We start from the raw sequence: 13297 nt of genomic DNA, 5'->3' as shown, positions 1-13297 counted from the left end.
TGATGTGGTTATGGGTGGGGACCTTGCTGATGTCAGGTTGTGGGCGGGTGAACTGACCGCTCTGCATGGGCGCTTTGTGCACCGTTTCAGCAGGTCGGAGCCGCGTGAGTCGGCTCTGGCCTATATGCGGGGGCTGGTTGCTCCGCTGCAGCGTAAGAACGGCTGGACGCTGGCCGAGGAGGCCGGGCATGACGGGCCCGACCGTATCCAGCGGATGCTGAACCGGATCGAGTGGGATGCCGATGAGGTCCTGGACGACGTACGCGCCTATGTCGTGGAACACCTCGGCGAGAGGGATGCCGCGTTGATCGTCGACGACACCGGCTTCCTGAAGAAGGGAGTGCGGTCGGCCGGCGTGCAACGCCAGTACTCCGGAACTGCCGGCCGCACCGAGAACTGCCAGGTCGGCGTCTTCCTGGCCTACGCCACCGGCCGCGCACGCACCCTGATCGACCGGCGCCTGTATCTGCCCACGTCCTGGACGGACGACCGGGAACGCTGCCGCCGGGCCGGAATCGGCGACGAGGTCGCTTTCGAGACCAAGGTGGCCATGGCCAAGGCGATGGTCCGCAAGGCGATCGCCGAGAAGATCCCGTTCGCCTGGGTGACGGCGGATGCCGCCTACGGCTTCAGCAAGGGCTGGCGATACGAACTCGAGCAGGCCGACGTCTTCCACGTCATGGCCACAACGAGGCACGACACCGTCGTCACCCGCTGGGCACTCGACCACCCCGTCCACGACCTGTTCCCCGGCCTGCCCCGGCAGAAATGGAAACGCCGTTCCTGCGGCGAGGGAGCCCACGGCCGGCGGATCTACGACTGGGCACGCGTCGAGGTGAGGCCCTGGCACCGCGAAGACCGCCGCCACTGGGTTCTCGCCCGCCGCAGTGTCAGCAGGCCCGAGCAGATCTCTTACTACATCGCCTACTGCCCCGCCGACACGACGCTGGACGAGCTCATCCGCATCGCCGGGAGCCGATGGGCGGTCGAGGAATGCTTCCAGACCGCCAAGCAGGAATGCGGCCTGGACGACTACCAGGTCCGCCGCTACCCCGGCTGGCACCGCCACATGACCCTCGCCATGGCCGCCCACGCCTGCCTCACCGTCCTGCGCGCCCGCCAGCTCGACACGGACAAAGCAGAAACGGATCCTCCCAGCTCATCCACCTCAGCCTCGCCGAGATCAGACGACTGATCACCCGCCTCACCAACCGCCGACCCACCCCGGTCGACCACATCCTGCACCGGTCGACCTGGCGCAGAAGACGCCAACACCAAGCCCGCCTGAGTCACCACAAAAGACGCGGACACAGCCCCTGAAAACTGCCCAGCAATCAGAACAAACACCGTTGCAGTACTAGAGCGCGTAGATACTGACCGACATGGCAGAACACTCCGATTCGCAGCAGGACGTCACTTACCGGGCGCCCGTCGGCTCCGTCGACCTCAAGGCGTTTGACGACGATGGCAACTCGTACGAGATCCATGCGTGCCACGACTGCCCGCCCTGGCACGCCGAGGTCGTGGTCTCCCTGGAATGCGCCGACCGACCCCGGCATGGCTGCCTGCGGGGTCAGGGTGCGCCGGGTCCGCGGGGCCTCGCGGACCGCCACGACAGCTACCAGCTTGAAAACTCACGTCCCGCTCGACCTTGATTTCCAGTCTCGAACGGTTATCGTATGCGATCACCCGTAGTGCCACTTGCGGGTGATCGCACTCAAAGCCGGGGCCTGGCGTCCACTGCTAGGCCCCTCACCTTTATTCGCAATGTCGAACGATGGTCGATATTACGAACATCGACCCTGGGTAGCCGCCAGCATGATCACCTCACCAGAAGGACAGCCGTTGTGGCCACAGACCGCGATGACCTCGCACACCTCGAACCCTGCGTCGTAGGAGTCGACTTCGGCACCCTGTCCGGGCGGGCCGTGGTGGTCCGCGTCCGCGACGGGGCGGAGCTGGGGACGGCAGAACACGCGTACACCCACGCGGTCCTGGACCGGGAACTGCCCGACGGCACCAGGCTGCCGCCCGACTGGGCACTCCAGGTGCCGTCCGACTACATCGACGTGATGCGCACCGCCGTACCTGAGGCGCTGGCCCGTGCCGGAGTGCGGCCGGAGCAGGTGATCGGCATCGGCACGGACTTCACCGCCTGCACGGTGCTGCCGGTCCTCGCCGACGGCACCCCCTTGTGCGAACTGCCCGGTCTCGCCGGCCGGCCGCACGCCTACGTCAAGCTGTGGCGCCACCACGCCGCCCAGGCCCACGCGGACCGGATCAACGCGCTCGCGGCGGAGCGCAAGGAGCCGTGGCTGGCGCGCTACGGCGGGAAGATCTCCTCGGAGTGGGAGTTCGCCAAGGCGCTGCAGCTGCTGGAGGAGGACCCGGAGGTCTACGGCCGCACCGAGCGGTGGGTGGAGGCGGCGGACTGGATCGTGTGGCGGCTGTGCGGAACGTACGTCCGCAACGCCTGCACCGCCGGCTACAAGGGCCAGTTCCAGAACGGCGCGTACCCCTCCCGCGACTACCTCGCGGCACTGAACCCGGACTTCGCCGGTTTCGTGTCCGACAAACTGGACCAGCCGATCGGCGAGCTGGGCGAGCCGGCCGGGACGCTGACGGCCGAGGCCGCCGCCTGGACGGGACTGCCCGAGGGCATCACGGTGTGCGTGGGCAACGTCGACGCCCATGTGACGGCGCCCGCGGCGGCGGCCGTGGAGCCGGGGCAGATGGTCGCCATCATGGGGACCTCGACCTGCCATGTCATGAGCTCCGACCAGCAGGCCGAGGTGCCGGGCATGTGCGGGGTCGTGGACGGCGGCATCCTGCCGGGGCTGTGGGGCTACGAGGCCGGACAGAGCGGCGTCGGCGACATCTTCGGCTGGTTCGTCCGCACCGGGTTCCCCGCGTCGTACGCCCAGGAAGCCGCCGCGCTGAGCCGCGACGCGCACGAACACCTGACGGCCCTCGCGGCCGAGCAGAAAGTGGGGAAGCACGGGCTGATCGCCCTGGACTGGCACAGCGGCAACCGTTCCGTCCTGGTCGACCACGACCTCAGCGGCGTGCTGGTCGGACTGACGCTGTCCACCCGCCCGGAAGACGTCTACCGAGCACTGCTGGAAGCCACCGCCTTCGGCACCCGCACCATCATCGAGGCCTTCGAGACGGCCGGCGTGCCGGTGACCGAACTCGTCATCGCGGGCGGCCTGACCAAGAACACCCTGCTCATGCAGATCTACGCCGATGTCACCCGCCGTCCGCTCAGCGTCATCGGCTCCGCCCAGGGCCCCGCTCTCGGGGCCGCCATGCACGCCGCGGTCGCCGCCGGAGCGTACCGCGACATCGGGGCCGCGGCCGCCGCGATGGGCAAGGTCCACCGCGGCGTGTACCAGCCCGACCCCGAACAGGCCGCGGCCTACGACCGCCTGTACGCCGAGTACCGGCTGCTGCACGACTACTTCGGCCGCGGCGCCAACGACGTCATGCACCGCCTGCGCCGCCTCCGCGCCGAAGCGTCCGCCTGAGCGCCACGCCCCCCCCCCCAGAAAGCCCCCCAGACACGAAAGACAGGTCCCCGTCATGACCACACCAGCCTCGACCAACGACCACCAGGAGATCTGGTTCCTCACCGGCAGCCAGGCTCTGTACGGCGAAGAGACCCTGCAGCAGGTCGCCCACCAGTCCCGGCAGATCGCCGAGCGCCTCGACGCGGCGAACGAGATTCCCCTGCGCATCGTGTGGAAGCCGGTCCTCACCGACGCCGACTCGATCCGCCGCCTGTGCCTGGAGGCCACCACCTCCGACCGGTGCGCGGGCGTGATCCTGTGGATGCACACCTTCTCGCCGGCGAAGATGTGGATCGCCGGACTCAGCGCCCTGGACCGGCCCGTGCTGCACCTGCACACCCAGTACAACCTGTCGCTGCCCTGGCCGAGCATCGACATGAACTTCATGAACCTGAACCAGGCCGCCCACGGCGACCGCGAGTTCGCGCACATCGAGCAACGGCTCGGTATCACCCGTAAGGTCGTCGCCGGTCACGCGACCGACCCCCGCGTCGTGGGGCGCGTCGCCGCCTGGGCCCGGGCCGCCGTCGGCAGGCAAGCGGCGCGCACTCTGCGCCTGGCGCGCTTCGGCGACAATATGCGGGACGTCGCCGTCACCGAAGGCGACAAGGTCGAGGCACAGATGCGGTTCGGCTTCTCCGTGAACACCTACGGCGTGAACGACCTGGTTGCCGTCGTCGACACCGTCGAGGACAAGGCCGCCGCCGAACTCGCCGCCGAGTACGTCGAGTCCTACGACGTGGTGCCGGCCTTGCGTCCCGGTGGCATCCGCCACGACTCCCTGTTGTACGCCGCCCGCCAGGAGCTGGGCCTGCGCGCCTTCCTCACCGAGGGCGGCTTCACCGCCTTCACCACCAACTTCGAGGACCTGGGCGGACTTCGCCAACTGCCCGGCCTGGCCGTGCAACGCCTGATGGCCGACGGGTACGGCTTCGGCGGCGAAGGCGACTGGAAGACCTCCGCCCTGCTGCGCACCATGAAGGCCATGGGCCTCGGCCGACCCGGCGGGACCAGCTTCATGGAGGACTACACCTACCACCTCGGCCCGGGCACCCCGCGCATCCTCGGCGCCCACATGCTGGAGGTCTGCCCGTCCATCGCCGCCGCCCGCCCCCGCTGCGAGATCCACCCCCTGTCCATCGGCGGCCGCGAGGACCCGGTCCGTCTGGTCTTCGACGCCGCCCCCGGCCCGGCGGTGGTCGTCGGCCTGTCCGACCTGGGTGACCGCTTCCGCCTCACCGCCAACACCGTGGACGTCGTCGCCCCCAGCGAACCCCTGGGCCGCCTGCCCGTGGCCCACGCCGTGTGGAAGCCCCGCCCCTCCCTGGCTGAGTCCGCCGAGAGCTGGCTGCTCGCCGGCGCCCCGCACCACACCGTCCTCAGCTCCGCCGTGGACAGCGAGACACTCACCGACTTCGCGGAGATGGCCGGCGTCGAACTGCTCACCATCGACGAGAACACCACGACCGGACAGTTCGCCAAGGAAGTCCGGTGGAACGCCGCCTATCACCGTCTCGCCCTAGCCCTGTGACCGCCGGTACAAGGAGCACACCGATGACCACGAGTGTCCGCGACGGTCTGCGGCAAGAGGTACTGGACGCGAACCTCGCCATCCCGCAGGTCGGCCTCGCCACCCTGACATGGGGCAATGTGAGCGGAGTCGACCGGGACGCGGGGGTCTTCGTCATCAAGCCCTCCGGCGTCGCCTACGAGGACCTCACCCTCGACGACCTGGTGACGGTCCGCCTGTCCGACGGAGCGGTCGTCGCGGGCGACCTGCGTCCCTCCACCGACACCGAGACCCACCGCTGCCTCTACCTCGCCTTCCCCTCCATCGGCGGCGTGACCCACACCCACTCCACCCACGCGGTGGCCTTCGCCCAGGCGCGCCGCGAGATACCGGTGCTGGGCACCACCCACGCCGACACCTTCAACGGCCCCCTCCCCGTCACCCGCGACCTCACCAAGGAGGAGTGCGCCAAGGACTACGAGTACAACACCGGCCGCGTCATCGTGGACCTGTGGGAAGGAGACGACCACAAGGCCGTCGAGGTCCCCGCCGCGCTGGTCGCCAACCACGGACCCTTCACCTGGGGCGCCACCGCCCGCAAGTCCCTGGAACACGCGATCATCTGCGAAGCCGTCGCCGACATCGCCCTCCACACCCTGTCCCTCAACCCCACCGCACCGCCACCCCCACACCTCCTGACCCGCCACTACACGCGCAAACACGGCCCCGATGCCTACTACGGCAACCCGGAACAGGACATCACTGCGCCCGTTTGACGAGTCTCGTAATTCTGGGAGTAGGCCCCGCCGACCTACCACGGTCGGCGGGGCCGCCTCGGGTGTCATCGGGCCGGTCTCCTGGATCGGTTGCGGTCGCGCACGCGTCGTCGGACCAGGAGCGCGGCCATAGAGTCCGGGCATGTCTCATCGTGTTGCTATGCGTCAAGCCCTCCCGAAAGGGATGCGCGCGCGACAAGGCCATGGCGAGCGCCTTGCGCACCACACTCACCGCACTGAATAACGCTGAGGCAGTTCCGGTGTCACTGAGGCAGCACACTGTGAGCCGAGCGAGTGCGGTGTGGGGGATATCGGAGTCGCGCAGCTCCGCGCGGAGGCTGCTGTGCTGCTCCGCTTCCTCGACGGCCGCGGCACCCGTAGAGACACGGCGGACACGTCATACCGAGCAGGCGACCGTACCCGGCTGGGGCCGAAGCAGCACCTACCGTGGTACGCCCGCTGGGACGCCGAACGCCTTCGCACCGATGGCCCGTGCTCAACGCCGACGAGACCGGTCTCGAACGTCGCCACGCGGCCGGGGTCCCGAGACGGTGCGGTGCACCGCCGAGTCCGGTTCGACTGCGGAGATGATCACAGTCGCGCCGACACCGGAATCACCGCTGCTGTATCCGTCAGTGGCAACGGCAACTCACATAGCAGGACTCCCGTCGACGGCGCATCAGGCGCACAGCTCGGCCAGATCTACCGCCTTTGATCAGTGGCGACACCTACGTGGCGCCACGTGCCGCCAAGCCGCACCCGCCCTACTCAGCCCCGCACGAGCCGCTGAGGCGGAGTTCAGCTGGACTCGCGGACGACGAGTCGGCAGGGAACGGTGTGCAGGCCGGGCTCCGGCTCCGAGCCGATGGCGTCCAGCAGCCGCAGGGCGGCCTGTCGGCCGATCTCGGCGAGGTCCGTGTCGATCGTGGTGAGGGGCGGGCGGCAGGCCAGGGCCATGACGTCCCAGTTGTCGTAGCCCACGATGGCGACCCGGCCGGGAACGTCCAGGCCGTTCTCGCGCAGGGTGTCGGCGACGCCCCTGGCGATCTGGTCGTTGCCGCAGAAGACGGCGTCCGTGTCCGGCGCGGTACGCAGGACCGCCTCGGCGGCGCGGCGCCCCCATGCCTCGCTCCACTCGCCGAAGTGGACACGGCCGGTGGAGAGTTCGAGCGAGGCGCGTTCGAGCAGCTCGACGGTGTGGTGGGCGCGGTCGCGGGCGGCCGCGTGGTGTGCGGGGCCGGTGATGTGCGCGATCCGGGTGCGGCCCGTCGCCAGCAGATGATCGACGGCGAGCTGCGCTCCGCTCCGGTCGTCGGAGACGACGGAAATGTCGTCCGGATCGGTGGACGGGGAGAGCGCGTAGACCGTCGGTATCGGATCGATGCCCTTGAGCGGAGGACGCGGGTCGGTGCGGCGGCCGGTCACGATGATGCCGTCCACCCGGCGGTCCGTGAGGTTGCGCAGGTGGTGTTGTTCGCGGATGGCGTCGCCACGGGTGTCGCACAGCAGCACGGAGATCTTCCCGGCCCCGAGCGCGTCTTCGGCGCCGAGCAGGACAGGAGTGCTGAAGCGGCCGATGCCGTCGGTGGTCATCAGCCCCACGGTCCAGCTGCGGCCGGTGTGCAGGCTCTGCGCATGCTGGTTGGGGCGGAAGTCGAGCTCCTCCACGGCTGCCAGGACGCGCTGCCGTGTCTCGGGCCGCATCCTGCCGTTGCCGTTCAGCGCTTTCGAGGCCGTACCGACGCTGACACCGGCCAGCTTGGCAACGTCGGCGAGCTTCGCCCGACCGGCTGAAGGGGACCCTGGAACGACGGTCACGCGCAATCCTTTTCCTAGATGACGTCGGCGATGCACATACTGGCATTGTTCGCACCCACTGACCAGCTTTGACGAGGTACGGCAAATAGTTGCCGTACCCCCTTGACTCACGCTCGTCGGCTACCTACGTTTCCGACAGAAAAACGATTTCTCAGGCGGGTCCGAGAGGCGGAGCACCGCCTACGCGGTCTTCCCGGGACGCCATGACACCCACCGTGCGCCGGCCCCACCCGCTTCCCCCTCTACCTCTTCGGAGAGCCATGCCCCGCCCACGTTCAGCCGTGTCTTCCTCCCCGTCCTCGGCCTCGTCCGATGCGGGAGGCAGCCCCACGGGTCCGGTCCGCCTCGGTCCGGGCGCCAAGGCCGCGCTGGTCCCCGCCACCGTCGAGATGCGTGCCGGCTTCTGGGGCACCCGGCGTGCAGTGAACGCCCGTACCTCCATCCCGCAGGGCCCAAATCTGTTGGAGTCCGCGGGAAACCTGAACAACCTGCGGATCGCGGCCGGCATCGCCGAGGGTGAGTTCCAGGGCGGGTACCCGTTCGTGGACTCGGATGTCTACAAGTGGCTGGAGGCCGCGTCCTGGCAGCTCGCCCGGCGGACACCCGAGGACGAGGGCCCGCTCGCCGCGGACGTGGAGCAGATCGTCGCCCTCGTCGCCGACGCGCAGCAGCCCGACGGCTATCTGAACACGTGGTTCCAGCTGCTCAAGGGCGGTGAGCGGTACCAGGACCTGCGCTGGGGACACGAGTTGTACTGCGCCGGTCACCTCATCCAGGCCGCGGTGGCCCATCACCGGTCCACCGGCCGTACCGAACTGCTCGACGTGGCCGTGAAGTTCGCCGACCACATCGACTCGGTCTTCGGCCTGCCCGGCAGCGGCAAGCCCATCGACGGCATCGACGGCCACCCCGAGGTCGAGACCGCCCTGGTGGAGCTGTACCGGGAGACCGGCGAACGCCGCTACCTCGACCTCGCCGGCTACTTCGTCGACCGCTTCGGCCACGGCCTGCTCGGCAGCGAGGCGTACTGCCAGGACCGCGTCCCCCTGCGCGAGGCGACCAACGTCGAGGGGCACGCCGTACGTCAGTTGTACCTGTTGGCCGCCGCCACCGATCTGGCGACCGAGACGGAGGACGCCGAACTGCGCGCCGCCGCCGAACGGCTGTGGTCGGCGATGACCGCCACGAAGACGCATGTGACCGGCGGGCTGGGCGCACACCACGACGAGGAGGACTTTGGCGACCCGTACGAACTCCCCAACGAGCGCGCGTACTGCGAGACCTGCGCCGCCATCGCCTCCATCCAGTGGAACTGCCGCATGGCCCTGCTCACCGGCGAGGCCCGCTACTCCGACCTGATCGAACGCACCCTGTTCAACGGCTTCCTGGCCGGGGTCTCCCTGGACGGCGAGAGCTGGCTGTACGTGAACCCGCTCCAGGTCCGCGACGGGCACACCGACCCCGGCGGCGACCAGTCGGCCCGCCGCACCCGCTGGTTCCGGTGCGCCTGCTGCCCGCCCAACGTGATGCGGCTGCTGGCCTCCCTGGAGCACTACCTCGCCTCCAGTGACGCAGGCGGCCTGCAGATCCACCAGTACGCCACCGGGCGCTACGCCGGCGACCTCGACGGGACCCCGGTCGCGGTGCGCGCCGAGACCGACTACCCCTGGCAGGGCACGATCGGCCTGACCGTCGAGGAGACCCCGGCCGACCGTCCCTGGACCCTCTCGCTGCGCATCCCCCAGTGGTGCCGCGAGTTCCGGGTCCGGTGCGGGGACACGGCGTACGACCAGAGTGACGCGCCGGTCAGCGACGGCTGGATGCGGCTGGAGCGCACCTGGGCGCCCGGCGACCAGGTCGTCCTCGAACTCACCCTGGAGCCCCGCCTCACCGCCGCGGACCCCCGGGTGGACGCCGTACGCGGCTGCGTGGCGATCGAGCGTGGACCGCTCGTGTACTGCCTGGAAGGGGTCGACCACCCCGGCGGCGATCTGGACGACATCGTCCTCGACACCACCCGCCCCCTCGCGGTGCAGCACCGCCCGGACCTGCTCGGCGGCGTCACCACGGTCGCGGCGACCGGCCGACGGCGGCACATCCCCGACGCAGGCTGGTGGCCGTACGCCTCCGCCGACAGCGCGGCCCCCGAGACGGACGGCGACCCCGTCGAACTCACCGCCATCCCCTACTACGCCTGGGCCAACCGCGAGGACGGCAGCATGCGCATCTGGCTGCCGACCTCCTGACCCCTCCCCGTCCTCCTCTTCCGCTTCCCCTCCTTCTTCCTCCTCCTACCGCTCCCTACGAGCCGCCCCAAAGACAACGAGGTCACCGTGAGAAACTCCCGCCGTACCCTGATCGCCGCCATTGCCGCCGTCGGCACGCTCACCTCCGTCGCCGCCTGCGGCGGTGGTTCCGACTCGTCCGCCTCCGGGTCCGGCCACGCCGGCGGAACGTACACCTTCTGGGACCCGTACCCGCAGTTCGACGCCTCCTCCGCCTGGGGCAAGCTCGTCACCAAGTGCGGCACCGACGCCGGGGTCAAGATCAAGCGCACCGGCATGGACACCACCGACCTGGGCAACAAGGCCCTGCTCGCCGCCCAGCAGGGCAACGCCCCCGACGTGATGCTCGTCGACAACCCCGTCGTCTCCACGCTGGTGGAGGCGGGGATCCTCAACAAGACGAGCGACCTCGGCCTGGACACGAAGCCCATCCAGAAGAACATCCTCGGCGCGGGCACGATCGACGGCGCCTCCTACGGCGTGCCGATCGGCGCCAACACCCTCGCGCTCTACTACAACGAGAAGGTGCTCTCCGCCGCCCACGTCGACCCCGCCTCCATCAAGGACTGGGCCTCGCTGACGGCGGCCCTGAAGAAGGTCAAGGACGCCGGCAAGAAGGGCATCACCTTCTCCGCGATCAATACCGAGGAGGGCAGCTTCCAGTTCCTGCCGTGGTTCTGGGGCTCCGGCGGTGACCTGACCAAGCTCGACTCGTCGAAGGGCGTGGCCGCGCTGTCCCTGTGGAAGCAGTGGGTCGACGCCGGGTACGCGCCCAAGGACGTTCTGCAGAACACCCAGACCACCAGCTGGCAGGAGTTCGCCACCGGTGACTACGCGTTCGGCGAGAACGGCACCTGGCAGCTCGGCAACGCGGAGAAGGCCGGCTTCGGCTACGGCGTCATCAGCATCCCGGCGCAGAACAGCGGTGCGGCTCCGGTACCGACCGGCGGCGAGTTCGTCACGGTGCCCGTGCAGAAGGACAGCGCACGCTACGACGTCAGCAAGAAGATCGTCACGTGCCTGACCAACTCCGCCAACCTGCTGTCCACGGACACCACGCTGGCGTACGTCGCCCCGACCGCGGCGGTGCAGGCCAAGCAGGTCGCGGCGAACCCGAAGCTCAAGCCGTGGGTCGACGCGGTGGCCGCGGCGCGTGGTCGCACCAGTGGTGGTCTGGGGACCAAGTACCCGACCATCTCCCAGCCGATGTGGACCGCTGTGCAGAGCGCCCTGTCCGGCGGCCAGAGCCCGCAGGCCGCTCTCGAGACCGCGCAGAAGGCCGCCGACAAGGGCAAGAGCTGACACTCGAGGTCCTCGTGGACACCCAGGGCATCCTCCGGCAGGACCGCACGACACCCGAACCGTCCGGACACCGCCACCGCCCCGGGCAGGCCACCCGCACACAGGAGTTCGCATGACCATCGCCCGCGTCGACCGCCGCGCACAGCGGTCCCCGGTCAGGTCCGGGTCGACCGGCACCGCCGACCCGACGGACGTGTCGGCGCTCCGGCGCCGCCAGCGGCGCAAGAGCCGGCTGACCGCACTGGCGTTTCTCGCGCCGCTGGCCGTCTACCTCGCCGCGTTCTACGTCTATCCCCTGTACCGCAACCTCGACCTGAGCCTGCGCGACTACACCGTTCGCTCGTTCGTGGCGGGCGACGCGCCCTTCTCGGGGCTGGACAACTTCAGGACCGTCCTGGACGATCCCACGTTCGGCCCAGCGATGCGCCACACCATGATCTTCACCTTCGTGTCGATCGCCTTCCAGTACGCCGCCGGCCTCGCCCTCGCGGTCTTCTTCAACCGCCACTTCCGGCTGGCCGGCACCCTCCGCGCGCTGTTCCTGATCCCCTGGCTGCTGCCGCTGATCGTGTCGGCGTCGACCTGGTCGTGGATGTTCAACAGCGAGTCCGGTGTCCTCAACTACGCCCTCCACTTCGTGGGCGTGGCCCCGGTCGACTGGCTCAACTCACCGGACTGGGCGCTGCCCTCGGTCATCATCGCCAACATCTGGATCGGCATCCCGTTCAACCTCGTCATCCTCTACAGCGGCCTGCAGAACATCCCCGGTGAGTTGTACGAGGCCGCGTCCCTGGACGGGGCGAGCGCCTGGCAGCAGTTCCGGCGGATCACCTTCCCGCTGCTGCGCCCGGTGTCCGCGATCACGCTGCTGCTGGGTCTCGTCTACACCCTCAAGGTGTTCGACCTGATCTGGATCATGACCAAGGGCGGCCCGGGTGACGCCTCGTCCACCCTGGCCACCTGGTCCTACCAGCTCGGATTCGGCACCCTGCTGCCGAAGTTCGGCCCGGGCGCGGCCGTCGGCAACATCCTCATCCTCATCGCCCTCGTCTTCGGCCTGCTGTACATCCGTGTCCAGAGGAGGCAGGAAGCGTGAAGTCACGTACCGGATCCCGCCGTTACACCGTCATCGGGCTCGTGCTCACCGCTGTGATGCTGTTCCCGGTGTACTGGATGCTGAACGTGTCCCTGACCCCGCAGCAGGACATGCGCAAGAGTCCACCCGATCTGCTGCCGCTGCATCCCACCTTCGAGGGCTACCGAGCGGTGCTCAACGACCAGATGCCCTACCTCGGCACCAGCCTGCTCATCGGTCTGGGCACGGTCGTCCTCACCCTGGTCCTCGCCGCCCCGGCCGGTTTCGCGCTGGCCAAGCTCCGGCCTTTCGGCGGAGGGTTCCTCGGTTTGGTGCTGCTGGTCGCCCAGATGATCCCCGGCATCGTCATGGCGATGGGCTTCTACGGCATCTTCCTCGACCTCGGCCTGCTCAACTCCTGGTGGGGCCTGATCATCGCGGACTCGACCATCGCCGTGCCCTTCGGCGTCATGATCTTCACGGCGTTCATGTCGGGCATCCCCGGCGAACTCATCGCCGCGGCCCGCATCGACGGTGCCGGCACCTGGCGCACCTTCCGGTCCGTCGTCCTGCCGGTGAGCCGCAACGCCATCGTCACGGTCTCGCTCTTCAGCTTCCTGTGGGCCTGGTCCGACTTCGTCTTCGCCAACACCCTCGACGGCGGCGGCGACTGGCGGCCGATCACCCTCGGTATCTACCACTACATCGGCAACAACAACCAGGAGTGGAACGCGATCATGGCCACCGCCGTCGTCGCGTCCCTGCCGGCCGCGGTGCTGCTCGTCCTCGCCCAGCGCTACGTGGCCGCCGGCGTGACCGCGGGCGCGGTCAAGGACTGAGCACCCGTGCCCACCGCCCCCGCCCCACCAACCAGGCGGGGCCGTGCTCCGCCGCCTCGCTCGTACACCACGTAGGACTGCCACCCGTCACATGGGTTCACGTCCCCTGCGATCGGTCCGGCC

Annotated in this window: 10 protein-coding genes; 9 read left to right on the top strand and 1 reads right to left on the bottom strand. The window is 69.2% G+C overall.

Annotated features, from left to right (window positions below; genetic code table 11):
* Positions 1 to 10: 10 nt before the first annotated feature.
* From ACIPFH_RS35685 to araD, 5 genes are all read left to right on the top strand, one after another.
* Complete coding sequence (locus tag ACIPFH_RS35685; RefSeq protein ID WP_401833219.1) at positions 11 to 1195, top strand: IS701 family transposase; 1185 nt, start codon at positions 11 to 13, stop codon at positions 1193 to 1195.
* A 187-nt stretch (positions 1196 to 1382) separates the two neighbouring features.
* Positions 1383 to 1655: a hypothetical protein gene (locus ACIPFH_RS35680; protein WP_401833216.1), complete on the top strand. Its 273-nt coding sequence runs from the start codon at positions 1383 to 1385 to the stop codon at positions 1653 to 1655.
* 192 nt (positions 1656 to 1847) lie between these two features.
* A complete protein-coding gene (gene araB / locus ACIPFH_RS35675; RefSeq protein ID WP_401833214.1) occupies positions 1848 to 3527 on the top strand; it encodes a ribulokinase in 1680 nt (559 codons plus the stop codon).
* 55 nt (positions 3528 to 3582) lie between these two features.
* Entirely contained in the window at positions 3583 to 5100 is a 1518-nt protein-coding gene (araA, locus tag ACIPFH_RS35670; RefSeq protein WP_401833211.1) for an L-arabinose isomerase, read from the top strand.
* Positions 5101 to 5123: 23 nt separating this feature from the next.
* Positions 5124 to 5855, top strand: coding sequence for an L-ribulose-5-phosphate 4-epimerase AraD (araD, locus tag ACIPFH_RS35665; RefSeq protein WP_401833209.1), 732 nt, complete (start codon positions 5124 to 5126; stop codon positions 5853 to 5855).
* Positions 5856 to 6653: 798 nt separating this feature from the next.
* Here araD and ACIPFH_RS35660 read toward each other — a convergent pair.
* On the bottom strand, positions 6654 to 7673 hold the full coding sequence (locus ACIPFH_RS35660) for a LacI family DNA-binding transcriptional regulator (RefSeq protein WP_401833207.1): 1020 nt from the start codon (positions 7671 to 7673) through the stop codon (positions 6654 to 6656).
* 260 nt (positions 7674 to 7933) lie between these two features.
* Between ACIPFH_RS35660 and ACIPFH_RS35655 the strand changes: the two genes are divergently transcribed.
* From ACIPFH_RS35655 to ACIPFH_RS35640, 4 genes are all read left to right on the top strand, one after another.
* Positions 7934 to 9919: a glycoside hydrolase family 127 protein gene (locus tag ACIPFH_RS35655; protein WP_401833206.1), complete on the top strand. Its 1986-nt coding sequence runs from the start codon at positions 7934 to 7936 to the stop codon at positions 9917 to 9919.
* Positions 9920 to 10006: 87 nt separating this feature from the next.
* Entirely contained in the window at positions 10007 to 11260 is a 1254-nt protein-coding gene (locus ACIPFH_RS35650) for an extracellular solute-binding protein (RefSeq protein ID WP_401833204.1), read from the top strand.
* A 112-nt stretch (positions 11261 to 11372) separates the two neighbouring features.
* The gene (locus ACIPFH_RS35645; RefSeq protein WP_401833203.1) at positions 11373 to 12356 is read left to right on the top strand and encodes a carbohydrate ABC transporter permease; all 984 of its coding nucleotides are present in this window, start codon (positions 11373 to 11375) and stop codon (positions 12354 to 12356) included.
* Entirely contained in the window at positions 12353 to 13174 is an 822-nt protein-coding gene (locus ACIPFH_RS35640) for a carbohydrate ABC transporter permease (RefSeq protein WP_401833201.1), read from the top strand. The genes ACIPFH_RS35645 and ACIPFH_RS35640 overlap by 4 nt, the downstream gene beginning before the upstream one ends.
* The last annotated feature ends 123 nt before the right edge of the window (positions 13175 to 13297 follow it).

Source organism: Streptomyces sp. NPDC088157 (assembly GCF_044741545.1).
GTDB lineage: Bacteria > Actinomycetota > Actinomycetes > Streptomycetales > Streptomycetaceae > Streptomyces.
The sequence above is the reverse complement of the archived record's forward strand: the minus strand, read 5'-3'. Positions and strand labels throughout refer to the sequence as shown.

Excerpts from the sequence above, each read along its gene's own strand:
- ACIPFH_RS35655 (WP_401833206.1), top strand. The coding sequence starts at position 7,934 with ATGCCCCGCCCACGTTCAGCCGTGTCTTCCTCCCCGTCCTCGGCCTCG.
- ACIPFH_RS35680 (WP_401833216.1), top strand. The coding sequence starts at position 1,383 with ATGGCAGAACACTCCGATTCGCAGCAGGACGTCACTTACCGGGCGCCC.
- ACIPFH_RS35685 (WP_401833219.1), top strand. The coding sequence starts at position 11 with ATGGGTGGGGACCTTGCTGATGTCAGGTTGTGGGCGGGTGAACTGACC.
- araA (WP_401833211.1), top strand. The coding sequence starts at position 3,583 with ATGACCACACCAGCCTCGACCAACGACCACCAGGAGATCTGGTTCCTC.
- araD (WP_401833209.1), top strand. The coding sequence starts at position 5,124 with ATGACCACGAGTGTCCGCGACGGTCTGCGGCAAGAGGTACTGGACGCG.
- ACIPFH_RS35645 (WP_401833203.1), top strand. The coding sequence starts at position 11,373 with ATGACCATCGCCCGCGTCGACCGCCGCGCACAGCGGTCCCCGGTCAGG.